Source organism: Achromobacter sp. 1011811831, assembly GCF_059760905.1.
Window position 1 is genome coordinate 37,964 of record NZ_JCBANG010000006.1, and the last position, 22,650, is coordinate 60,613.

Genomic DNA, 22,650 nt, shown 5'->3' on the forward strand with positions numbered 1-22,650 from the left:
CCTCAGCCGCGCCGGCCCAGCCGCCACAGCAGCAGCGCCGACAGCGCAATGGCGGCCACGTTGAATTGCAGCGCGCTGGCGAAGGCCTGCGCATAGCGGTCGCCGGCAGGCAGGCCGGCGCCGGCCTCCAGCGCGCCGCTGAACAGCATGCCCGCCGCCGCCACGCCCAGCGCGGCGCCCACCTGTTGCAAGGTCGACACCACGCCGGCGGCCATGCCGGCCTGATGGTCCGGCACCAGGCCCAGCGCCAGGTTCACCAGCGGCGTGTTGACCGCGCCTTGCGCCGCGCCCAGCCACACCAGCACCGGCACCAGCGACCAGGGCGCCAGCGCGCCGCCGGCCGCGCCCACCTGCAGCATCACCGCCGCCGTGGCGCCGCCATAGAGCAGCGCGGCCAGCGCGATGGCCGGCGTGCCGTAGCGCGCCACCAGTCGCGGCGCCAGCATCGAGCCGGCCACGCAGCCCACGCTGGCCGGCGCGAAAATGGAACCCGCCGTCAGCGCGTCCACGCCCAGCCCGGTCTGCATCAGCAGCGCGTAGCACAGGAACAGCGCGGCGGCCGTCGAGAACACCAGCAGCACCAGCAGGCAACCGGTGGCGAAGCGCGGCTGCGTCAGCAGGGTCATGTCCACCAGCGGCGCGCCGCCGGCCGCGCCGATGCGGCGCTGCGCACGCACGAACAATGCCAGCGCGGCCACGGCCAGCATGGCGCTGGCCAGCGTCCAGGCAGGCCAGTGCCGCGCCGGGCCCTCGATCAGCGCCAGCATCAGCAGGCCCAGGCCCAGCCCGGCCAGCGCGGCGCCGGGCCAGTCCATCGACGAGGCCGAAGGTTCGTGCGACTCCGGCAGATGGCGCGCCAGCTTCCAGGCGGCCAGGCCCAGCGGCACATTGACCAGGAAGATCACGCGCCAGGACAGGCCGAACAGGTCGGCATGCACGATCCAGCCGCCCAGCACCTGGCCGGCGATGGCCGCCAGCCCCAGCGTCATGCCCAGCAGGCCGAAGGCGCGGCGGCGCGCGTGGCCGTCGTAGCTGACGCGGATCAGCGCGTACACCTGTGGGAACAGCATGGCCGCCGCCACGCCCTGCAGCACGCGCGCCGCGATCAGCGCATTGGCGTCCGGCGCCAGCCCGCACAGCGCCGAGGTCAGCGCGAAGCCCAGCATGCCCAGCACGAACAGCCGGCGCCGGCCCAGGCGGTCGCCCAGCCGGCTGCCGGCGATCAGCAGCACGCCATAGGCCAGCTCGTAGGCCACGATGATGAAGTTGATCTGCGCGAAGCTCGCGTCCAGCGTGCGCTGCATGCTGGGGATGGCGATGTTCACCACGAACAGGTCGAAGATGGTGATGAAGCCGCCGGACAGCAGCACGGCCAGACCCAGGCGGCCGGGTTGCGCGGCCTGGGCGGGGCAGGGGGAGGGAAGGGCGGAAGTGGTCATGGAGGCGCCGGGACAATGAAATCCAGAAGGAAACGGCGCTATTCTGTGAGCCTCTTCAGGCTTATACAATTTAGCTGTTTATGCTGTTACTACAGGCAATAGACTGGCTGCCCGCCGCTGTTCCCGCGCAAGCGCCGGGTGGCCCGTCGGCGGGATGGTCCGCGCCATTGCGCGCGTCCCTGCCGCACGGGTTCGAGCGGCGTGATCCTTGCTTCAGGCTCCCATGAACGACAGCACCACGATCACCGCTGCGGCCGCGCCGCGCCTGGCGCGCACCCGCGCCGACCTGTCCGAATTCCTGCGCCTGCGGCGCGAACGCCTGAGTCCCGTCGAACTCGGCCTGCCGGCCGGCGGGCGGCGGCGCACGCCAGGACTGCGGCGCGAGGAAGTGGCCGCGCTCGCTGGCGTGGGCCTGGCCTGGTACACCTGGTTCGAGCAGGGCCGCAACATCAGCGTGTCGGCCGGCTTCCTGGACAACCTAGCGCGGGTATTGAAGCTGGACGCGGCCGAGCGCCGCCACCTGTACCTGCTGGCGCACCAGCGTCCGCCGGCGGAGCCCGGCCGCACGCTGTGCACCGTGCCGCCGCAGCTGCGCCGGCTGATGGACGATCTGCCGGCCCGACCCGCCTACATCCTCAACCTGCGCTGGGACGTGGTGGCCTGGAATGCGGCGGCGGACAAGGTATTCCGCTATTCGGCGCAGGCGCCGGGCCGGCGCAACCTGCTGTGGATGCTGTTCGTCGATCCGCACATGCGCGAGGTCTTCGTCGACTGGCAGGCGCAGGCGCCGCGCATGCTGTCGAGCTTTCGCCGGAGCTTTGCCAGCGCCTCCGACGTGCCCGACATCGTCGAACTGGTCGAGGAGCTGGAGCGCGTGTCGCCGGATTTCAAGGCCTGGTGGCGCGAGCACGATGTGCACGGTTCCTGCCTGGGCCTGCGCAGCCTGAGCCTGGGCGCGCTGGGCGAGGTGGCGTTCGAGCACGCCACGCTGACCGTGGACGAGAACCGGCACCTGAGCCTGGTGGTGTACGCGCCGGCGCCCGACGATGCCAGGGCGGCCGAGGCCGCGAAATGGCTGGCGCGCCGGCCCGCCGCGCGTGGCTCCAGAGAATAGGCGCGGCGTGGCGCTACGGCGGCGGCGCGCCCGGCTCCTATAGTCTGGGCTTGTCCGCAACGCGCCGCGCGGCGCCGTAGAAAATGAGCAAGGATTCGCTTTCCCGGCGCCAGGCGCTGGCGTTGCTGGCCGTGGTGGTGTTGGCCTGGGGCTTCACCTGGGTCGTCAGCAAGCTGCTGTTGCAATACATGACGCCCTTGTGGGCGGTGGCCGCGCGCAGCGCCGTCGGCGCCGCGGCCTTGCTGTTATTGGGACTGGCGCTGCGCCGCGTGGCCTGGCCGGTGCGGGCCGACATCCCCGTGATCCTCAGCGTGGGCCTGTTGCACATGGGCGTGTTCGCCGCGCTGGTGAGCCTGGGCCTGCAGCATGTGCCGGCCGGACGCTCGGTGGTGCTGGCCTACACCACGCCGCTCTGGGTCATCCCGGCCGCGCGGCTGTTCCTGGGCGAGCCGATCGGACCGGGGCGCCGCGCCGGGTTGCTGCTGGGGCTGGCCGGCCTGGTCCTGATCTTCAATCCGCTGGCATTCGACTGGAGCGACCGCGCGGCCATCTTCGGCAATGCGCTGGTGCTGCTCGCAGCGCTGTGCTGGGCCGCCAACATCGTCTATGTGCGCGCGCACCGCTGGGTGACGCCGCCCTTCGAGCTGGCCTTCTGGCAGGCGCTGCTGGCGACCGTGGTGTTGTCGGCGGTGGCCTGGGCGACGGAAGGCGCGCCGCGCGTGACCTGGGGCGCGGATCTGGCGTGGCTGCTCGGCTACGGCGGGGTGTTCGGCATTGCCGTGGCGTACTGGGCAGCGGTCAACGTCAATCGCTCCCTACCGGCCGGCGTCACGTCCATCGGCCTGCTGGGCGTGCCCGTGTTCGGCCTGTTGTGCTCGGCGGCGGTGCTGGGCGAGTCCCTGGACGGCGCGCTGCTGGCCGGCATGGGGCTGATCGTGGGCGGCATCGCGCTGGGGGGGGCGCGAACGCGGCGCTTGACGGCGGCAAAGACCGGGGTGTATCTTTCGATCTATATCTTTAGATATATCTAAAGACTTACCGAGAGAGGCCCCCATGCGCCATACCGAATTCTTTGCCGCCTTTGCGCGCGCCGCGCGCCAGATGCGCCGCGACGCCCACGGCGGGCACCGCAGCGACCGCCGCGACCATTCCAAGCACCACCGCGACGGCCGCCGCGCCGAACAACACGACCGTTACGTCGGCGCGTTCTGCGGTGAATGGAACGAGCATTCCCATCGCCACGGACACCACGGCCATGACGGCCGCCATGCGTTCCACGGCCACCATGACGGTCACGGCCATCACGGCCATGCTGGTCATCACGACGGCCATGACCGTCACGAGCGTCACGGCCACCATGATGGCCGTGGCCATCAAGGCCATCACGAACACCATGGCCATCACGGCGACCATGAGCGTCACGCCCATCACGAAGGCCACGGCCATCACGCACGTCGCGGCAGTCGTGAAGACCACGGCCGTCACGAACGCCATGGCCGCCACGAAGACCACGACCGGCACGGCATGCGCGGCCGCCACGCACGCCATGCCAGCGGCGGCTGGATGCCTGGCGGCCCCGGCGGCCCCGGCGGTCGCGGCGGCGAAGCCGACGACGGTTTCGGCGGCGATGGCCGAGGCTGGACGCGTGGACGCCGCGTGTCGGCCGAGGACCTGCAACTGATGCTGCTGGGCCTGCTGGAGCAGAATCCCAGCCACGGCTACGAGCTCATCAAGGCGCTGGGCACGCTGAGCAACGGCTTCTACACGCCCAGCCCCGGCATGGTGTATCCCGCGCTGACGTACCTGGAAGAGCTGGGTTATGCCACCGTGGAGCAGGACGGCGCCAAGAAGCGCTACAGCCTGGCCGAGCCGGGCCGCGAATACCTTGAAGCCAACCGCGACCGCCTGTCGGTGCAGTTCAACAAGTTCAAGCACATCGCGCGCAAGATGGATTGGATGCGCCAAGCGTGGAGCGGCCAGCCGCCGGACCTGGGGCCCGAGGGCGAGGACCGCGCTACCGGCTGGGTGCCGGAGTTCGTGCAGGCCCGCAGCGCGCTCAAGCGCGCCCTGCTGGACAGCACCGACGCCAAGCCGGCCGAGCAGCGCCGCATCGCCGACATCCTGCGTCGCGCCACCGAAGCCATCACGGGCAAGTCCCGCGATTGATTCCCCGTTTTCCTATCCGGAGCATTCATGAGCCGTAGCGATCTATCCGTCGAGCGCGTGCGCCACCACCTGAAAATGCGCATGCTCATCGTGTCCCGCGTGGAGCGCGTGGCCGGGCTGATGGCCCGTGTCACCTTCACCGGGGTCGACCTGCAGGACTTCGTGTCGCCGTCCTTCGACGATCACGTCAAGCTGTTCTTTCCGTCCGATCCGTCGCAGCCGCTGGTCCTGCCCAGCGTCACGCCCGACGGCATCAAGTTTCCCGACGACGCGCCGCGCCCGCAGGCGCGCGACTACACGCCGCGCTATTTCGACGCGGCCCGCCAGGAACTGGTCATCGACTTCGTGATGCACGGCGACGGCCCCGCGTCCACCTGGGCCGAGCGCGCCGCGCCCGGCCAGGTGCTGGGCATCGGCGGCCCGCGCGGTTCCTTCGTGGTGCCGATGGGCTTCGACTGGCATGTGCTGATCGGCGACGAGACCGCCTTGCCCGCGATCTCCCGGCGGATCGAGGAATTGCCCGCGTCCGCGCAGGTCATCGCGCTGATCGAAGTGCCGGAAGCGGACAATGAAATCGCGCTGGACACCCGCGCGCGGGCCTCGGTGCGCTGGCTGCATCGCAACGGCGTGGCGGCCGGCTACAGCACCCTGCTGCTGGAAGCCGCGCGCGAGCTGAAGCTGCCGGAAGGCGAGGGCTATGTCTGGGTGGCGGCGGAGTCGGCCACCGCCAAGGCGCTGCGCGAGATCATGGTGGGCCAGCACGGCGTGGACAAGAGCCGCATCCGCGCGGCCAGCTACTGGAAGCGCGGCGTCGAGGCCGTGCACGAGTCGCACGACGACTGAGTCTCGCTCATCCCGACAGTGGCCGGCGCGGTGGCCGCCGCGCGCGTCTGAACGCTGCGGCGGCTTTTTCAATCTCGCTTCAACGCGGTTGCTCCGCCGCGCCGTTCCGTTCCCGCGCCAGCAGCAGCAGGTTGGCGGCGCGCCCGCCGGCGTCCTCGCGCAGGGCCAGTCCCAATACCGCGCGCGGCCAGTCCAGCGCGAAGGGACGGCAGGCCACGCCGTCCGGCCGCAGGTGGCGCAGCGACGCCGGCACGATGGCCACGCCCATGCCGGCGGCCACCAGGTTCACCGCCGACGACAGCTGCGGCGCGCGCTGGCCGATCAGGGGATTGAGCCCATGCTGGCGGCAGGCCGCCATGATGTCGGCGCTGAGCCCGTAGCCGGACTTGCGCGAATAGAGGATGAAGCGTTCCTGCGCGAGGTCGGCCGGCGCCAGCCGTTTGCGCCGTGCCAGCGCATGGCCCAGCGGCAGCGCCACCATCAGCGGCTCTTCGTCCAGCGGGGCGAAGGCCAGGCCGCCGTCCAGCGCGAAGGGCGGCCGCACGAAGGCCGCGTCGATCGCGCCCTCGCGCAGCTGCGCGACCAGGGTTTCGCTGTCGCCCTGGGTCAGCGTCATTTCCACATCCGGATAGCGCTGCCGGTACTGGCGGATCAGCTCGGTCACCACGGCATTGAACGAGGCGCTTTCGGTGAAGCCCAGCGTCAGCTCGCCCACCTCGCCGCGCGCCGCGCGCCGGGCGGCCTGCAGCGCCGCGTCGGCGCGTTGCAGGATGTCCTGGGCGCAGGCCAGGAAGGCGCGTCCGGCATCGTTCAGCCGCACGCCGCGGCCCTTGCGGTCGAACAGCGGCGTGCCGACCTCTGCTTCCAGCTGGCGGATCTGCTGCGACAGCGGCGGCTGCGCCATGCCCAACTGCTCGGCGGCCTGTGTGAAGTGCTGGGCTTCGGCGGTGGCGACGAAATAGCGCAGATGCCGCAATTCCATATTGATACCTTTGAAGTTCCAGTTATCAATTTTCCATATATTGGACATTCTAGTTTGCGGCGGCGAAGATGAGCCATCGTTCATCTTCCAAGGATTCATCATGAAAGCCAGCACCCGGTTGCGCGAACTGCTGTCGCGCGGCATCGTCGCCGCCCCCGGCGCCTACGACGGCCTGTCCGCCCGCCTGGTGGAAGCCGCGGGCTTCGACGCGGTCTACGCCAGCGGCGGCGCCATCGCCCGCGCCGCCGGCTATCCCGACATCGGCCTGCTCAGCTTCAGCGAAGTGATGGACCGCGTCGAGAAGATCGTCGACGCCGGCGGCCTGCCGGTGGTGGCCGATGCCGACACCGGCTTTGGCGGCTCGGCCAACGTGGAGCGCACCGTGCGCGCGATGGAGCGCGCCGGCGTGGCCGCCTTCCACATCGAGGATCAGTCCTTCCCCAAGCGCTGCGGCCACCTGGACGACAAGAGCCTGATCGACGCCGGGGAAATGTGCCGCAAGATCCGCATCGCGCGCCAGACGCTGGCCGACGACGATGCGCTGGTCATCGCGCGCACCGACGCCATCGCGGTGGAAGGTTTCGATGCCGCCATCGCGCGCGCCGAACGCTATATCGAGGCTGGCGCCGACATGATCTTCGTCGAGGCGCCCGAGACGCTGGAGCAGATCCGCGCCATCGCGCAGCGCCTGCCGGGCCTGAAGCTCATCAACATGTTCTACGGCGGCAAGACGCCGCTGGTGCCGCTGCCCGACCTGGAGGCGATGGGTTATCGCCTGTCCATCATTCCCTCGGACCTGCAGCGCGCCGCCATCCACGCCATGCAGGCGACGCTGGCCGAGATTCGCAAGCACGGCGACAGCAGCGGGCTGGCCGAGCGCTTGGCCAGTTTCAAGGAACGCGAGGAGATCGTGCAGACCCGGCGTTATCTGGAGCTGGATCGGGTGTAGGGCGGGGGGCTAGGCAACGGCTGGCTTGCAGTCAGACGCTCTGCCCATGCTCGCACGGCGTGGTGGTCGATGACGCGATCAGTATCCACGTCAGCTAAGCCTTCGTGGGTCAATTGGTCGCGATGATCTTCCTGTGCGCTCCGAGCGGAAGGCGATGTTGTCATAAAAGGTCGCGTGAGCGTCCGCGCTATGCGGTTCTCTGATCCGCCTTGCCTGTCGATGGAAGATGAACGTACGCCGTACGCCCCTTGGTTGCCACCCTCATGTCCCACCTTTCATCTGAGTTGGTTTTAGCCCGCGTTGGGGACTGGCGTGTGATTGAAAATGATCATAGTGGTTGCGTTTCAATCGATTAAACAAGAGATTGAGAACAGTCTCAGACTCGATGACGGGAGTTCACGGTCGGGCGAACGTTCGGCCGCGAGCGGGAGAGAATGAAGCAATGGCGGCGAAAACATCTCCGCCGCCGTTGCCTTATTCCCCGGTCGGTTCGGCCGGGCAGCGCGGCGGCAGGCTCAGCGGCCACAGGCGCTGGCCGCGCGCATTGCGCAGGGTCCGCATGCCGCACTCCATGCCGACCGAGGCCAGCATTTCACCGCGCGTGTCGATCAGCAGGGAGGCCGCGTCGGTCGATGCCACCGCGCGCTGGTCCTGGAATGTGGAGGCGCGCGCATACGTGGCGGGGATGGCCAGCTTGCCCTGGCCGTCGACGTAGCCGTAGTGCTGGTCCACCCGCGCCACGGCCAGGCCGTCGCGGCGCTGCCACAGCTCGTCGTAGACCGGGCCGACGTGCTTGCCTTGCTCGTTGACCGCGCGCGCCTGGCCGTTGGCCAGCGATTTCACCGCGCGGCCTTCGGAATAGGCGCCGACCCGGCCCGGCACGGCGCTGAGCCTGGGCTTGCCCTCGGTGTCGAAGTAGTCCGTGACCGAGCCCACGTTGGCCACGTGGCGCAGCCGGATCAGCCAGTCCGAGCCGACGGGCCAGCGCCAGTCGCCGACCGGCAGCGTGGCCACGGTGTTGCCCTGCGTGTCGACAAGGCGGTCTTCCTGGCCTTCCTGGTGGCCCAGGCGCAGCGCGCGCGCCGGCGAGCCGTGGAAGGTGGAGCCGCCCAGGCGCTCGGGCGCGATCTGCCAGCTTCCCGTCCTGTCGACGTAGCCGAGCCGGTCGCTGCGCTGGATGCCCAGCCAGCCGCCCAGCGGCGTAACGTCGGCGTCGGAGATTTCCCGGATCGACGTCGTGTCGCGCGAGATCTGCCAAAGGCGCTGGTTGGTCCGGGCCATGTAGCCGCCCGACGCGTCCTGCGCCACCTCCAGATGCGAGGCAAAGGGCGTGAGCACGCGGCCGTCGCGGGACGCCAGCGCGGACGGGCGCTGGTACTCGTCTTCCTGCGCGCCGGCCTGGCGCAGCTGCCACAAGCCGCCGACCTGCGGGCGCGCCTCGCGGTACTCGGGCGGCACGATCCACTTGCCCTGCGCGTCGATGATGCCGGCGCGGTTCTCGCCCAGCGCGGCCTCGGCCCGTCCGTCGCGGAACATGCCAATGCGCTGGAATGCCGGCGGCGAGATTTCCTTGCCGGCGATGAAGTCGTACAGGCCCCAGGGATCGCCCTCGGCGGCGGTGTTCAGGAAGCGCACCAGGCCCGGACCGGCCACTTCGGCCTCGAAGAAATCGGGCAGTTCGTACAGCTTGCCGGCGCGGTCCACGATGCGCGCGGCGCCCTGGGCATAGGCCAGCGCGTAGCCGTGGCGGAACAGACCGATGTGCTGCTGAGGCGGCAGGTCCATGGGCTTGCCGCGCGCGTCGAGCAGGCGCTCGCCGGCCTCGGTGCGGGCGACGAAGCGCATGTCCTGCGCGGCCGGCTTGTCGCCGTCCTCGTCGCCGCCGTACTCGTCTTCGGATTCATCCAGCGAGGCCACCGATTCCCAGGAAGGATCGGTCACGATGGCGCCGTCGGCCAGCACCAGGCCGGCGCGCGCCTCCTCGCATTGGCAGTGGCCGCGCGTCAGCAGGGCCAGCGGGGCGTCCGGTCCTGCATGGCGCAACGCGCGCATGGGTTGATCGCCCAGCGTCGTCAGCGCGGCGGCGTCCAGCGCCGGCTTGCCATCGGGATTGAACACGGCCAGCAGCTTGCCGTCGGCGTCGTGCAGCCACAGGCGGCCGTGGACTTCGTCGAAGCCATCGACCTGGCCGACGGCGGCCGGCAGGGCGGCGCCATCGATCCAACCCTTGTCCGGCGTCAGCAGGCCGAGCGGCCGGCGCGCTTCGCTCAGGAACAGCGCATAGCCCTGCGTCTGGCGCGGCGTGGCCAGATCCTTGCCCAGGGTTACCGCCTCGGTCCTGCCGGGCACCCACAGCCTGGCGGTCTCGCCGCTCAGGGACATCAGGGCCTGATGTATCGGCTCCATGCGACGCGATTCGCGCTCGCTGATGGCGCCCAGGCGCTGGCCTTTCGCGTCCAGCAGCTCGTAGCTGCCGCGCCGCAGCTCGGCCAGCCAGAAGGCGCCCATCGGCGCCAGGCTGCGATAGCCCTTGCCTGCACCGATGGCCTCGCCCTTGGCGTCCAGCAGCACGACTTCCTCGCGTCCCTGGGCGACGGCCAGCGTCCAGTCGGACTGGACCGTGATTTCCTCGTAGCGCGGCTCGACCACCCATTCCCACTTGTCGTTCAAGAGGCCGTACTCGCCGCGCTCGGTGGCGGCGATCAGCAGGTCCTTGCCGTAGGCGCCAGTGATGCGCCGGCCCGGCTCGTCGTAGCGCCGGGTGCCGTCGGGCGCCTGGTACTCGGGGCGGTAGCGCACGATCAGCCGCGCGGGCAGGCCGTCCGACAGCTGCGCGTTGTCCACGGACGCGTCCAGCGCGTCGCCGGCCGGCTTGCCCTGTCGGTCGATGATCTGGCGCTTGCCGTCCAGCGTGGCGATCGCCAGCCCGGCCTCGACGAAATCGGAGACTTCGTCGAAGCGCGGCGCGATGGCCATGCGGCCGCGGGTGTCGATATAGCCCCACTTGCCTTGCCACTGCACAGCGGCCAGCCCGTGATGGAAATCGCCGACCTGCTCGAAGATCGGCTTGATCGCGAGACGGCCCTGGCCGTCCAGGAAACCCCAGGCATGTCCGCGCAGCGAGGTGTCGGTCGGCACGCGCTTGATCGAGCGCAGGGCGGAAGGCAGCAGCACGGCGGCGCGGCCTTCGGAAATGGAACGGATGCAACCGCTGACGGCGTCGCTCTCGCCATCATAGAAGCCGCCCGTCGCCAGCGGGCTGGGTGCGTCATAGGCGCAGGACGCGTGCCAGTACTGCTGCGCCTGCGCGGCCAGGGGCAGGCCCAGCGCGGCGACGGCGCAGGCCAGGCGGGTGAGGGGAATCAGGCGAAAGGTCATGACTGTCCGGCTTGGGCGGTTTCGGTGGCCGGCGCGTATTGCAGGCCGGCGGCGTCGGGGCAGGCGAGCGGCTTGGCCGGCCAGGTCACGCGCTGCTGCGCGTCCTGGATGACGACGGCGCCGCAGACCAGCGAGAACGAGGCGGCTGCCTGGCCGCGCGGGTCGATGTACATGAGCTGGCTGCCGCGCCGCGCCAGGGCGCGGCCTTCGCGGAAATCATCGGCCCAGGCGAACTCGGGCGCGATGGCGTAGCGGCCGGTGAGGTCGATGTAGCCATACAGCTTGCCGCTGCGCTGCTCGCGCCGCGCCCGCGCCAGGCCGTCGCGCAGCGGGCCCAGCTTGTTGAAGTATGGGCCCACGACGCGCTTGCCCTCGGCATTGATGAACCCTTGGCGGCCGTTGTCGCCTTCGTACACCACCACGCCTTCGCTGGCGGTGGACGCGTCCACGCTGTAGGTCTTGTTGAAGCGCGCGATCTCGCGGCCCTGCATGTCCACCATCATGCTGCGCGAGCCGTCGCGGTCCTCGACCACCAGCCGCTGCATCGAGGCCAGCGGCATGGCGTCGCCCAGCCTGGCCTGCACGATGGCGCCGTTCTGGTCCATCAGGCGATAGCCCTGCGGCGTGTTGACGCGCGCCAGGCCATCGGGCTGCACGAAGAAGGGATTGAATTCGCCGTTCTCGGCGGCGATCTTCAGGTTGCCGCGCGCGTCGATGGCGCCCTTGCGGTCGTCGTAGCTGAGCGAGATCCAGTCGCCGAACTGGCGCTGGTTCTCGGGCTTGCCCTGGAACAGGCGGACCGAACCGCCGCGCGTGTCGAACAGCATGGTGCCGCCGTCGGCCAGCAGGCCCATCTGGCGGCCGCCCTCCAGCGCCTGGGGCTTGCCGCGCAGCAGCGGCGAGGCCTTGCCGGAGGGCAGGTGGTGCAGGCGGTAGAAGCTGTCGTAGGCATCGGACTGCCCGGCCGGCTTGGCTTCCTCGGTCAGCATGTAGCCCTGGCCCAGGTAGTCCAGCCGGTACGCGCCTTCGTAGTCGGGCTTGATGCGCCATTTGCCGTCGCGGCCGATCACGCCCCAGCGCTCGCCGGATTGCGCGCGAGCCCAGTCGCCCTCGAACTTTTCGATGGCGGCGAGCGAGGGCTTGAGCGCGGGCGCGTTCTTGCGGATGTCCCACAGGCCCCAGACGCGTTCGTGATCGTCGTCCAGCGCGTAGTACGTGATCAGGCCGCCGTCGAGGTACTCGCCATTGCGGCGGACGCCATCGGGCAGGGCCGTCTTGCGGCCCAGAGCGTCGAGCAGCACGGTCTGGTTGCGGCTGTTGGCATCAAAGGGCAGGGCCCAGGCGTAGCCGCCATTGAACGTATCCAGCTCCTGGTACTTCGGCGGCACCGCCCAGCGGCCGGCGGCGTCGATCGCGCCGACCTTGTCGTCGCGCGTGTGCGTCACCAGCGGCAGGCTGGCGTCGTAGGTCGCGATGCGGCTCCACGAGGGATCCGTCACGATCTTGCCGCTGGCGGTGAGGATGCCGTTGGGCTGTTCGTAGTCATCCGGCGACAGCGTCGCCAGCGGCAGCAGCGCGGCCTCGCTTGCCGACAGCCGCTTGTCGGGCCGCACCGGCGTCACGCTGTAGTCGCGCAAGCGCGCCGCCAGCGTGGGGCTCAGCAGCGGCCGACCGTCGGCGGCGTAGATCTGGATCAGGGTCTCCGGGCGGTTGGCCGCGCCTATGGCCGCGTCGGCCGCGGCCGCGGCGGCGGCTGCCGCCGCTTCCGCGACTGCTGTTTCCGCGACGGCGGCATCCACGGCCTGGCCGGCTTCCTGCGCCGCGTCCGCCGCCACGGGCGCGGCATCGGCGGCTTGCGCCTCGACCGGCATGGCGGTCGGCCCTGGCGCGGGCATGTTCGCGGCGGGCTTGGGCATGATGACCATGGGCGGCGGCGGGTCCGCGACGGCGGGAGGATCGGGCAGCCGATAGACCGGCGGCGGCGTCGGGGGCGCCGGGTCCGGCTCGCGCGCGGGGCGGGCCTGCGCCGCGTCGGCGGCCGCGCCCGGTTCGGCGTTCCTGTCGTTGCGCTTGCGCGCCGTGCGCGGCGACGGCGGTTCGGCGAGCGAGGTGTCGGCGGCGGCCTGCGAGGCGTCGATGGCGGCGCGGGTGGCGTCCACCGCCTCGTCCATCGCTCCTTCGGCCGCCGCATCGGCGGCGCCGTCCGAGGTCCGGGCATAGACCCAGGCGCGGCCGTTCTGGATGTCCACGCGGCCTTGTGGCAGGGACAGAATGCTGAGCCGGCCGGCGGGATCGACCAGCAGGATCGCCTCGTCGTCACTCAGCACCGTCCAGCCCTCGCGCTTGTCCGGCCAGGCATAGTCCTGCTTGAAGCTGCGCATCGGTCGAAGGTCGGCGTCCAGCAGCATCGCCGGGGCGTTGTGTTCCCGCTTGACCAGCCATGCGCCGGGCGCCAGCAGCGCGACGCGGTCGCCATGGCGTTGCTTCGACAGCGCTCGGCCCTGCGGATCCACGAACTGCCAGCGCCCGTCGCGGCGCACGGCGATGACGTTGCCGTCGCGCAGCGCCGCCTCTTCGGAGCGCAGCGTTTCCGGCGTGACGGCCCAGCGGCCATTGGCGTCCAGCAGTCCCCACCAGCCGTTGTAGCGCGAGGCGCGCCGCTGGGCGGGGATCTGGCCCTGCGTCGGCTCGCCCAGCGCCATGACGTCATCCGGCAGCGTCAGTGCGCGGCCGGTGGCGACGTTGAACAGGCGCGGCGGCTGCGGCACCTCGATCTCGGCCAGCGTCTGTCCGGGCTGGAAGCCCCAACTGCGCGCGCCCAGCGGCAGCGTCTTGACGGTCCGGCCCTGGCGGTCGATGAGCACGTCGCGTTCGTCGATCCGGACCAGCGCGGTGCCTTGCGCGTTGAAGCCGGTTGCTTCCGCATAGGCCGGGCGGATGGCCCAGGCGCCCTTGGCGTCGATATAGCCCCACAAGTCGTCCTGGCGCACCGCGGCCAGCCCGTTCTGGAACGGCGCGGCCTCCTGGAACGCGGGCGCGATCGCCATGCGGCCTTGCTTGTCGATATAGCCCCAGCGGCCGGCCTCATCTTCCTCGCTGCCGGTCATGACGGCGGCCAGCCCTTCGTGGAAGGGCTGAGCGCAGGGCGTGTAGGGATTGATCTCGTAGGTGCCGCGCTGGCATTCGCGCTGCCAGTCGGACATGGCGTGGGCGGGGCCGGCGGCGCCCAGGGCGGCCAGCGCGGCGGCCAGCGCCAGCGGACGGAAGAACGGCGCGCGCGTCATGTCGCCTCGCGCGCGGGGGAGGGCGCGCGCGTGCGCGCCGCCTGGATGTTGCCTGGCCGGACCTGCCGCATGGTATGTCTGCCGGAAATAGTTGGGAAGCGGGCACTGTAACCAAGCGTGGCCGGCATCGCCGCGATAAATGTAACTATAGAAAACGATCCGTTAACAAGAGGACGTCATGGGTGCCGCGCACTCCGGCGAGCCGCCCGCGACTGCCCGCCAGTGCCAACCGCGCCGGGCGCGTGCCGATACGCGCCGGCCGCCAGGGGCTGGCATGCGCCACGCGCATGCGGAGCGTGAAAAATAATCGGTTGAGCGCGCGCCCGCGCGAGGCTGTAATGCCGTCATGCCCGCCAGCATGGGGGCCGACGCCATACGCCGGAGTCCGCCATGCCCCTTGCCGCCTCTTCCTCGCCCCCGCGCGCCGCGCCCGCCCTGTTGTGGGCCATGGTGCTGACCGGCGGCGTCATCATGGGCCTGGCCCTGGGCGTGCGCCATGTGCAGGGGCTGTTCCTGCTGCCGGTCAGCATGGACCGGGGCTGGTCGCGCGAGACCTTCGCCATGGCCATGGCGCTGCAGAACCTGACCTGGGGCGTCGCCCAGCCCTTCACCGGCATGATCGCCGACCGCTACGGTTCGGCCAAGGTCATCGCCGCCGGGCTGGTTTTCTATGTGCTGGGCCTGGTCGGCATGACGCACGCGGCCACGCCGGCGATGTTCGTGCTGACGGCGGGGATCTGTGTCGGCATCGCCCTGTCCGGCACCGCCTTCGCCGTCATCTACGGCGCACTGAGCCGGCTGGTCGCGCCCGAGCGGCGCAGCTGGGCATTGGCCGTGGCCGGCGCGGTTGGCGGACTGGGGCAGTTCACGCTGGTGCCGGCGGCGCAGTGGCTGATCAGCGGCTCGGGCTGGACGCGGGCGCTGTCGCTGTTCGCCGTGGCGCTGGCCGTGGCCCTGCCGCTGGCGCTGATCCTGCGGGAAGCGCGGCGCCCCGCGTCCGGCGCCGGCCCGTCGGAGCGCGACCAGCCGTTGGGACAGGCGATCCGCGAAGCCTTCGCGCAGCGCGGCTTCTGGCTGCTGAACCTGGGCTTCCTGGCCTGCGGCTTCCAGCTGGCCTTCATCGGCACGCACCTGCCCGCCTACCTGGCCGATCGTGGCCTGCGCGCGGCCGATGGCGTGGCGGCGCTGGCCATCATCGCGCTGGCCAACATCGCCGGCACCTATGTCTGCGGCATCCTGGGCGCGCGGCATCGCCGCAAGCACCTGCTGGCCTATATCTACCTGATCCGCGCCGGCGCGATGGCGCTGTTCTTCCTGCTGCCGCTGTCGGTGTGGTCGGTCTATGCGTTCTCGGCCGTCATGGGCTTCATCTGGCTGGGCACGGTGCCGCTGACCAATGGCCTGATCTCGCAGGTGTTTGGCGTGCGCTACATCACCACGCTGTTCGGCTTCGTGTTCTTCGGCCATCAGCTGGGCTCGTTCCTGGGCGTGTGGCTGGGCGGGCTGGTGTACGAGGCCACGCACTCCTACGACCTGATCTGGCTGGGCGCGATCGCGCTGGGACTGCTGGCCGCCATGCTGCACTGGCCCATCGACGACCGCGAACTGCCGCGCCCGCGCGTGGCGCCGGTGCGCGCCTGACGGCCGGCCCCGGCGCTCGCGCGAAGGAACGGCGCCAGGGCGCTACAGCGGCCGGTGCTGCGTGCCCGCGCCCATCGTGATGTGCAGCATGCGACAGGGGGCGGTCGCCTTGGCCGTGTGCCAGACGCCCTTGGGCACGACAAAGGCCTGGTCGGCGCGCAGCATCACGGACTGGATGCCCGTCGGCCATTCCAGTTGCAGCTCGGTTTCGCCGGCGATCACGCGCAGCAGCTCGTCGGCCTCGGGGTGCATTTCCCACTGCTTCCAGTCCGAGGCGAATTCATATTCCGACACCAGCCAGCCTCGGCCGTAGGCGTCGAGCTGGTCCGGCGACTGCGACCAGAAGGCATTGCCGCCCTGCGTCGTGATGGAGGCGCCGTCGGTGTTGAGCAGCACGTAGTGCTTCGTAAGATCGGTGGCCATGGCATGCGCTCCTGCGCGGGGTGATGTTGCGGCCATGGTACGGCCAATCCATGTCAGTGGAAAAGCTGTTGGAACCAGTCCTCGTCCGGTCCCCCGGCCGCGTCGTCCGTTGGCTTGGCCGGCACGTCGACCCGGTCGATGAAGCCGTGGCCGGGCAGATGGTCCACGCTGTAGGGAACGCCGCCCAAGACGGCGATGTCGGCCGGCGCCTGCTGCGGCCGTTCACGCACCCCGGCCAGCGCCTCGCGCATGAAGTCGATCCAGACCGGTAGCGCGTTGCGCGAGCCATATTCCAGCCGGCCCAGCGAGCGCGGGATGTCGCGACCGAACCAGACCACCGTGGCCAGCTCGTCCTGGTAGCCGGCGAACCAGCCGTCGCGGTAGTCGTTGGTGGTGCCGGTCTTGCCGGCGAGGTCGCGCCGCTTGAGCGCGTTGGTGGCCGAGCCGGTGCCGCGCTGCGCGGCGTTGCGCAGCAGATAGGTGACCAGGTAGGCGTTGGCCGCCGAGATGGCGCGCGGCGCGCCCTCGCCCGCCACGTCCGGCCTGGCCCGGAAGGTCTCGGCCCCGGTGGCGTCGACGATGCGGCTGATGAGGTACGGCTTGACCTTGTAGCCGCCGTTGGCGAACACCGCGTAGGCGCCGGCCAGCTGCAACGGCGTGACTTCGCCGGCCCCCAGCGCCATCGGCAGGTTGGACGGAATCCGGCGCGGATCGAAATCGAAGGCCTCGGTCACGTACTGCCGCGCGTAGGCCACGCCGACATGCTGCAGCACGCGGATCGCCACATAGTTCTTGGACCGCGCCACGCCTTCAAGCAACGGGATCGGCCCCAGCGCCACGCCGTTGCCCTTGGGTTTCCAGACGCCCTTGCGCGAGGGCAGCTCGACCGGCGCGTCGTTCACCAGCGTGGACGGCCCCATGCCGCGCGCCAGCGCGGCGGAATAGACGAAAGGCTTGAAGGCCGAGCCGGCCTGTCGCCAGGTCTGCGTGGCGCGGTTCAGATGGTCCGCGCCATTGCCGCCGACCATGGCGCGGATCGCGCCGTCGCGTGGCGACACGGCGGCCAGCGCCGCCTGCGCCTCGGCGGGCGCGGTGATCTCCAGGCCCTGCCTGCCGGTACGCAGCCGCAGCACGGCGCCAGGCCGGATGCCCGCGCGCGTCACGCTGCGCGCCGCGCTGGCCGTGCGCGCATAGGCCAGGCCCGGTTTGCCGATGCGTTCGGTCGTGCCATCGGCGCGCATCACCGTCACCGCATCCTCGGCGGCGGTCAGCACCAGCGCGGCCTCGGCGTCGGGCAGGGCAGGCCGTTCGCGCAGCAGCCGCGCGATCGCCTTGGCGTCCGGCGCCGCGTCGGTCAGGCCCAGCGTCGCCGGATCGGCGTGGGCCTCGGGGCCGGGATAGGGATGGCGATGGGTGTGCGCGTCCAGGCCACGGCGCACGGCGGCCTCGGCGGCGCGCTGCTCGGCCAGGTCGATCGTGGTCCAGACGCGCAGGCCGCTTTCATAGATGGCGTCGCCCTGTTGCTCGTGCAGCAGGCGGCGGACCTGTTCGGCCACCGAAGCGCCGGCGTCGTCGCGCGGCGCCGGCGCGGGCGGGCGGTAGCCGGGCGCGCGCAATGCCTCCTGGTACTCGTCCTCGGTGACGTAGCCCAGCGCGCGCATGCGGTCCAGGATGTAGCGCTGGCGGACCTTGGCCCGGCGCGGGTCGCTGATGGGATTGAAGCTGGACGGCGCCTTCGGCAGGCCAGCCAGCATGGCCGACTGGCTCAGCGTGAGTTCGTGCGCGTCCACGCCGAAGTAGGCGCGCGCCGCCGCGCCGAAGCCGTAGGCGCGCTGGCCCAGGTAGATCTGGTTCATGTAGAGCTGCAGGATCTGGTCCTTGTCCAGCGTCTGCTCGATCTTCATGGCCAGCAGGATTTCGGTCAGCTTGCGCGCATAGGTCTTGGCGCTGGACAGGTAGAAATTGCGCGCCAGCTGCATGGTGATGGTGCTGGCGCCCTGGGCGCGGCTGTCGTCGGCCAGGTTGACCAGCACGGCGCGCGCCACGCCCACCAGGTCCACGCCATTGTGTTCATAGAAGCGCGCATCCTCGGCGGCCAGCAGGGCCAGTTTGAGCGTGCGCGGGAATTCGTCGATGGACAGCGGGATGCGGCGCTCCAGGCCGTATTCCGCGATCTGCGTGCCGTCGGCCGCGTAGATCCGCAGCGGTTCCTTGGGCTGGTAGCCGGACAGCGCGTTCACCTCCGGCAGCGACGGGTACAGCACGGTGGCCACGTAGTACAGGCCCGCGCCGGCGATGACGAGGGCGGCCACCAGGGCCGCGACCAGCAGGGTAAGAAAGGTCTTCATCCAGGCGTGTCGGAAACAGCGTGAGGCGGCGGGCGTCAGATGTCGGCGCCGCGGCGGTCGGGCGGCGTGGCCAGGATGCGCAGCGCGCCGCGCAGGATCTCCGCGAACACGGGTCCGGCCGCCGGGCCGCCGTAGTACGAGCCGCGCGTGGGCTCGTCGATCATCACGGCCACCACCAGCTTCGGGTCGGAAACCGGCGCCAGGCCGACGAAGGTGGCGCGGTACTTGCCGGCCGCGTAACCGTTGCCCTCCTGCTTGCGCGCGGTGCCGGTCTTGGCGCCGACGCGATAGCCGTCCAGCATCGCGATGCGGGCGGTGCCGCCGGGCGAGGCGGACGCTTCCAGCATCAGCCGCACCGAGCGCGCGACCTCGGGCGACATCACGCGCACCGCGGGCGCGGACGCGCGGCCGGCATACAGCGTCAGCGGTGGACGCAGGCCATCGTTGCCGAAGGCCGCGTAGGCCTGGGCCAGCTGCGCCAGCGACACCGACAGGCCATAGCCATAGGCCATGGTGGCCTGCTCGATCGGCTTCCAGCGCTGCGCCGGGCGCAATCGGCCCGGCGCCACGCCGGGGTAGTCCCGCAACGGCTTCTCGCCCAGGCCGAATAGCCGGAAGTTCTGCCACATTTCTTCCGCGCTGAGCCGCTGCGCGATGCGGACCATGCCGATGTTGCTGGACTTGGCCACCACCTGGCCCAGGTCCAGCGTGCCGAAGTCTCGCGTGTCGCGGATGCGCGCTCCGTGGATTTCCAGCACGCCCGGCGTGGTGTCGAAGCGCGTGTCCGGCGCGACCCGGCCGTGCTCCAGCGCCAGCGCCACCGTCAGGGGCTTGATGGTCGAACCCGGCTCGAAGGTGTCGGTCACGGCGCGGTTGCGCATGCCGTCGGCGCGCTGTCCGCCGGGATGGGCCGGGTCGGCGCTGGGCAGGTTGGCCAGCGCCAGGATTTCGCCAGTGCGCGTGTCCACCACGATGGCGCTGGCCGCGCGCGCGGCCGAGCGCTCCATCGCGGCGCCCAGGGCCTGCATGGCCACGCGCTGGATGCGCATGTCGATGGATAGCGTCACGTCGCGGCCTGGCTGCGGCGCGGCCAGCGTGCCCAGCTGTTCCACCACGCGTCCGAGCCGGTCGACGATCACGCGGCGGCGGCCGGCGCTGCCGCGCAGTTCCGCCTCGTTGGCCAGTTCGATGCCTTCCAGCCCTTCGCCGTCGATATTGGTCAGGCCGATCACGTTGGCGATATCGCTGCCTTCGGGGAAGGAGCGGCGCGTGGTCTCGGTAAGGTTCAGGCCGGGGATGCGTTCGCTGTGCAGCGCCAGCGCCGTGTCGCGCGCCACCTGGCGTTTCAGGTACAGGAAGCGCCTGTCGCCGTGGCCGCGCGCGGCCACCTCGTCCGGCGGCATGTCGAGCGCGACGGCCACCTGGCGCAACTGCGCGGGCGTGGCCGAGGCGAAGTCCTGCGGCACCACCCAGACGTCCGCCACCGGTTCGCTGATCGCCAGGATCGCGCCGTTGCGGTCCAGCACCCGCGCCCGCGCGGGCGTGCTTTCCACGGTGCGCTCAAAGCGCAGCCGGCCCTGGTAGGCATAGAACTCGCGGTCCACAACCTGTACCCAGAGCGCTCTTGCGGCCAGCGCGCCGAAGCCCGCCAGCACCAGCAGCAGCACCAGTCGCGCGCGCCAGGGCGGCAGCGTCCGCGCGCGGGCGATCGCGGGGCGGTGATACGAAATCGCAGGGTCGCGCATCCATTCCGGCATGAAACCGCCGTGTCCTCTCATGCAACAGCATTGCTAATGAACGGAAGCGCCGCGTGCGCGGTCGCTTCCGTAGTCGCGGCTCATTCTGGAACATAATGGTTTACCCTACAAACGCGATTTTCTAATTCGATCCTTAGAATTTTTAATGCCACCGATGATTGATTCCCTGTCGCTCAACGCGCTGCGCTGCTTCGAGGTGTCCGCGCGATTGCTGAGCTTCACCAAGGCGGCGCGCGCGCTGCACCTGACGCAGAGCGCGGTCAGTCAGCAGATCCGCACGCTGGAAACGCAGCTGGGCTATGCGCTGTTCCTGCGCGGCCATCGCAGCCTGTCGTTGACCGCCGAAGGCCAGGCGCTGCTGGACAGCGCCAGCCGCGCCTTCCTGGACATCGAACGCACGCTGGCGCGGCTGAGCGCGCGCCGGCGCCAGCTGCAGGTGGCCTGTTGCCCGTCCTTCGCGCTGCAATGGCTGGTGCCGAGGCTGGATGCCTTCCGCAAGGCCGAGCCCGGCATCGAGGTGAAGATCTGGGCGGAATTCCCGGTGCTCGCCGGCTCCGGGGAAAGCGCGGTAGACGCCGATGTGGAGATCAGCTATCCGCGCATGCCGGACCCGGCCGACATCGAGCTCATGCCCGAATACCTGGGCCTGGCCGGTAGCCCCGCCTATCTGGAACGGCATCCCGGCATCGCGGCGCGGGCCTCGCTGGACGGCGTGGTGCTGCTGCACGACAGCCTGGCCTGGCATGGCGGCTCGGAACACGCGGAATGGGAATACTGGGCGGGCGCGTTGCAGCCCGCGTGGCTGGCGCAGGGCGCGCATGCGCAGTTCAACCTAGTCAGCATGGCCATCGGCGCCGCCATGAGCGGGCAGGGCGTGGCGGTGGGACGGCGTTCGCTGATGATGGACGAGCTGGCCGCCGGCACGCTCAAGCTGGCCGTGCCGGAGCTACTGCGTTCGCCGGCCAGTCATTGCGTGCGGCTGAACAACGCCTCGGACCCGCGCGCGCATGCCTTCGTACGCTGGCTGACGCAGGCCTGCGCGGCGTTCTCGGAAGCCGCTGGCCGTGACCTGCGCAAGCTGGGCGCGGTCCACGTCGAGGCTTGAGCCGCCTCTGTCCCGCGTTCAATGGCCGGCGGCCGCCTGCTTGATCCAGTCCGCGATGTCGCGCACGGCCGGCTGCACGTAGGCCGCGCGGCCCAGCAGCGTGAAACGCAGTTTTTTCCAGACGGTCCAGTCGCTGACGATCTGGTCGTTGAATTGCGGCGCGCGCAGCAGCACGTGGCCGGCGTCGGGCACCAGCATGACGCGCTTGTCCGGTGCGCCGGCGAACAGCAGGCGATAGCGCGCGGCGTTCACGGCCGCGTCCACGTTCGGGTCCATCTCGCCCCACACGGCCAGCACCGGGCCGCGCATTTTCGGGATCCAGCCGGACGCGTCCGACAGATAGTTGCGTTGCACGTAGCGGGCGCGCGCCGGGTTCATGTCGGGCCGCGCCGCCAGTACGTCCGCGAGCGGACGCGGTTCGCCGAACAGCGCGTCGTTGCTGGTCCGTTCGGCCGCCAGGCGGCGTTCGATCTCGTCGGCCGCCACGCCCTGGGCCTGTAGCCGCTTGCGCGTGTAGTAGGCGCCCTGGTCACGCCAGTTCACCGCGCCGCCGATGATGACGGTGAAGGCGGGTTGAGCGCGGCTGGCGACGATGGGAAGCACCCAGCCCGCTTGCGAGAAGCCCAGGAAGCCGACCTTGGCGGCATCCACGCCGGGTTCGGAGCGCACGCGCAGGTAGGCGGCCATGGCCTCGGCGGCGCGGTCCTGCATGGATTGGTCCAGCCAGTTGCCGGCGCTGCGGCCCACGCCGGGCTTGTCCCAGGTGAACACGCCGATGCCCTGGTCCAGCAGCTGGTTGATGAAGGGCAGGTAGCCGTCGTCCGAGTAGCGGTCCTGCGGACCGTCGCCGTGCACGAACAGGGCCACTGGCGGCGCGGCCACGTCGCGCGGCAGGATCAGCGTGCCGGACAGCCGGTCCGGCCCGGCATGGAAGGTGAGCGTGCGCGTCGTCGCCGATTCCAGCGAGAAGTCGCGCAGGCCGCTGAAGCACAGCAGCGCGGCGACGGCGACGCTCAGGACGAGTACGGCGGCGATGAGGATCCGCGCGCGCCGGCGCAGCGGGAACCATGTCGGTGGGATAGTGGGCAAGACAGGCCTGTCGTGGTCGGTATGCGCGGTTTTATTATTAGATCGATTGATCTAATTATTATTCATGGCGCTCGCGGACCTGTCAAATCGCGCATATGCGGGCGCGGTGCGGATGCCGGGGCCGATGCGCCA

16 protein-coding genes are annotated in these 22,650 nt (G+C 70.5%); 7 read left to right on the forward strand and 9 right to left on the reverse strand.

What is annotated here, in order from left to right; all coding sequences use genetic code 11:
• Positions 1-2: 2 nt before the first annotated feature.
• Positions 3-1,439: an MFS transporter gene (locus AC6LJ9_RS04035; RefSeq protein WP_498146519.1), complete on the reverse strand. Its 1,437-nt coding sequence runs from the start codon at positions 1,437-1,439 to the stop codon at positions 3-5.
• A 223-nt stretch (positions 1,440-1,662) separates the two neighbouring features.
• Here AC6LJ9_RS04035 and AC6LJ9_RS04040 point away from each other — a divergent pair, with 223 nt between their 5' ends.
• Positions 1,663-2,553: a helix-turn-helix transcriptional regulator gene (locus tag AC6LJ9_RS04040; RefSeq protein ID WP_498146520.1), complete on the forward strand. Its 891-nt coding sequence runs from the start codon at positions 1,663-1,665 to the stop codon at positions 2,551-2,553.
• A gap of 83 nt (positions 2,554-2,636) precedes the next feature.
• Positions 2,637-3,584, forward strand: a complete 948-nt coding sequence (locus tag AC6LJ9_RS04045) for a DMT family transporter (protein ID WP_498146521.1) — start codon at positions 2,637-2,639, stop codon at positions 3,582-3,584.
• 4 nt (positions 3,585-3,588) lie between these two features.
• On the opposite strand, the gene AC6LJ9_RS04050 is transcribed toward AC6LJ9_RS04045, so the two are convergent.
• Positions 3,589-4,092, reverse strand: a complete 504-nt coding sequence (locus AC6LJ9_RS04050) for a hypothetical protein (protein WP_498146522.1) — start codon at positions 4,090-4,092, stop codon at positions 3,589-3,591.
• Here AC6LJ9_RS04050 and AC6LJ9_RS04055 point away from each other — a divergent pair.
• Both AC6LJ9_RS04055 and AC6LJ9_RS04060 read left to right on the forward strand, forming a co-directional pair.
• Positions 4,078-4,719: a PadR family transcriptional regulator gene (locus tag AC6LJ9_RS04055; protein ID WP_498146523.1), complete on the forward strand. Its 642-nt coding sequence runs from the start codon at positions 4,078-4,080 to the stop codon at positions 4,717-4,719. The two genes, AC6LJ9_RS04050 and AC6LJ9_RS04055, sit on opposite strands and share 15 nt — an antisense overlap.
• 27 nt (positions 4,720-4,746) lie before the next feature.
• Positions 4,747-5,562, forward strand: coding sequence for a siderophore-interacting protein (locus AC6LJ9_RS04060; protein WP_212315744.1), 816 nt, complete (start codon positions 4,747-4,749; stop codon positions 5,560-5,562).
• 79 nt (positions 5,563-5,641) lie between these two features.
• Here AC6LJ9_RS04060 and AC6LJ9_RS04065 read toward each other — a convergent pair whose 3' ends face one another.
• A complete protein-coding gene (locus AC6LJ9_RS04065; protein WP_498146524.1) occupies positions 5,642-6,544 on the reverse strand; it encodes a LysR family transcriptional regulator in 903 nt (300 codons plus the stop codon).
• A 100-nt stretch (positions 6,545-6,644) separates the two neighbouring features.
• Here AC6LJ9_RS04065 and AC6LJ9_RS04070 point away from each other — a divergent pair, with 100 nt between their 5' ends.
• A complete protein-coding gene (locus AC6LJ9_RS04070) occupies positions 6,645-7,493 on the forward strand; it encodes an isocitrate lyase/PEP mutase family protein (RefSeq protein ID WP_498146525.1) in 849 nt (282 codons plus the stop codon).
• Between the two features lie 474 nt (positions 7,494-7,967).
• Here the strand turns inward: AC6LJ9_RS04070 and AC6LJ9_RS04075 are convergent, their stop codons facing one another.
• Both AC6LJ9_RS04075 and AC6LJ9_RS04080 read right to left on the reverse strand, forming a co-directional pair.
• Positions 7,968-10,871: a WG repeat-containing protein gene (locus AC6LJ9_RS04075; RefSeq protein WP_498146526.1), complete on the reverse strand. Its 2,904-nt coding sequence runs from the start codon at positions 10,869-10,871 to the stop codon at positions 7,968-7,970.
• Positions 10,868-14,155, reverse strand: coding sequence for a WG repeat-containing protein (locus tag AC6LJ9_RS04080; RefSeq protein WP_498146527.1), 3,288 nt, complete (start codon positions 14,153-14,155; stop codon positions 10,868-10,870). Before AC6LJ9_RS04080 ends, AC6LJ9_RS04075 begins: the two co-directional genes overlap by 4 nt.
• Before the next feature lie 390 nt (positions 14,156-14,545).
• On the opposite strand from AC6LJ9_RS04080, the gene AC6LJ9_RS04085 reads away from it, so the two are divergent.
• Entirely contained in the window at positions 14,546-15,796 is a 1,251-nt protein-coding gene (locus AC6LJ9_RS04085) for an MFS transporter (protein ID WP_498146528.1), read from the forward strand.
• A gap of 42 nt (positions 15,797-15,838) precedes the next feature.
• Here AC6LJ9_RS04085 and AC6LJ9_RS04090 read toward each other — a convergent pair whose 3' ends face one another.
• Genes AC6LJ9_RS04090 through AC6LJ9_RS04100 form a run of 3 tightly spaced genes read right to left on the reverse strand, consistent with a single transcriptional unit; the run spans position 15,839 to position 20,345 of the window.
• A complete protein-coding gene (locus AC6LJ9_RS04090) occupies positions 15,839-16,219 on the reverse strand; it encodes a cupin domain-containing protein (RefSeq protein ID WP_498146529.1) in 381 nt (126 codons plus the stop codon).
• A gap of 53 nt (positions 16,220-16,272) precedes the next feature.
• Positions 16,273-18,567 carry a penicillin-binding protein 1A gene (locus tag AC6LJ9_RS04095; protein WP_498146530.1) on the reverse strand — a complete coding sequence of 765 codons (2,295 nt, stop codon included), beginning with the start codon at positions 18,565-18,567 and terminating at the stop codon, positions 16,273-16,275.
• Positions 18,568-18,602: 35 nt separating this feature from the next.
• Positions 18,603-20,345, reverse strand: a complete 1,743-nt coding sequence (locus AC6LJ9_RS04100; protein WP_498146531.1) for a peptidoglycan D,D-transpeptidase FtsI family protein — start codon at positions 20,343-20,345, stop codon at positions 18,603-18,605.
• Between the two features lie 133 nt (positions 20,346-20,478).
• On the opposite strand from AC6LJ9_RS04100, the gene AC6LJ9_RS04105 reads away from it, so the two are divergent.
• Complete coding sequence (locus AC6LJ9_RS04105; protein WP_498146532.1) at positions 20,479-21,429, forward strand: LysR family transcriptional regulator; 951 nt, start codon at positions 20,479-20,481, stop codon at positions 21,427-21,429.
• Between the two features lie 18 nt (positions 21,430-21,447).
• Here AC6LJ9_RS04105 and AC6LJ9_RS04110 read toward each other — a convergent pair whose 3' ends face one another.
• Entirely contained in the window at positions 21,448-22,518 is a 1,071-nt protein-coding gene (locus tag AC6LJ9_RS04110; protein ID WP_498146533.1) for an alpha/beta hydrolase family protein, read from the reverse strand.
• Positions 22,519-22,650 lie beyond the last annotated feature (132 nt).

Bases quoted from the DNA above. Each gene is read 5' to 3' on its own strand.
- AC6LJ9_RS04065 (WP_498146524.1), bottom strand. From the start codon at position 6,544: ATGGAATTGCGGCATCTGCGCTATTTCGTCGCCACCGCCGAAGCCCAG.
- AC6LJ9_RS04105 (WP_498146532.1), top strand. From the start codon at position 20,479: ATGATTGATTCCCTGTCGCTCAACGCGCTGCGCTGCTTCGAGGTGTCC.
- AC6LJ9_RS04070 (WP_498146525.1), top strand. From the start codon at position 6,645: ATGAAAGCCAGCACCCGGTTGCGCGAACTGCTGTCGCGCGGCATCGTC.
- AC6LJ9_RS04045 (WP_498146521.1), top strand. From the start codon at position 2,637: ATGAGCAAGGATTCGCTTTCCCGGCGCCAGGCGCTGGCGTTGCTGGCC.
- AC6LJ9_RS04080 (WP_498146527.1), bottom strand. From the start codon at position 14,155: ATGACGCGCGCGCCGTTCTTCCGTCCGCTGGCGCTGGCCGCCGCGCTG.
- AC6LJ9_RS04040 (WP_498146520.1), top strand. From the start codon at position 1,663: ATGAACGACAGCACCACGATCACCGCTGCGGCCGCGCCGCGCCTGGCG.
- AC6LJ9_RS04085 (WP_498146528.1), top strand. From the start codon at position 14,546: ATGCCCCTTGCCGCCTCTTCCTCGCCCCCGCGCGCCGCGCCCGCCCTG.
- AC6LJ9_RS04075 (WP_498146526.1), bottom strand. From the start codon at position 10,871: ATGACCTTTCGCCTGATTCCCCTCACCCGCCTGGCCTGCGCCGTCGCC.
- AC6LJ9_RS04095 (WP_498146530.1), bottom strand. From the start codon at position 18,567: ATGAAGACCTTTCTTACCCTGCTGGTCGCGGCCCTGGTGGCCGCCCTC.
- AC6LJ9_RS04100 (WP_498146531.1), bottom strand. From the start codon at position 20,345: ATGAGAGGACACGGCGGTTTCATGCCGGAATGGATGCGCGACCCTGCG.
- AC6LJ9_RS04090 (WP_498146529.1), bottom strand. From the start codon at position 16,219: ATGGCCACCGATCTTACGAAGCACTACGTGCTGCTCAACACCGACGGC.
- AC6LJ9_RS04055 (WP_498146523.1), top strand. From the start codon at position 4,078: ATGCGCGGCCGCCACGCACGCCATGCCAGCGGCGGCTGGATGCCTGGC.
- AC6LJ9_RS04060 (WP_212315744.1), top strand. From the start codon at position 4,747: ATGAGCCGTAGCGATCTATCCGTCGAGCGCGTGCGCCACCACCTGAAA.
- AC6LJ9_RS04035 (WP_498146519.1), bottom strand. From the start codon at position 1,439: ATGACCACTTCCGCCCTTCCCTCCCCCTGCCCCGCCCAGGCCGCGCAA.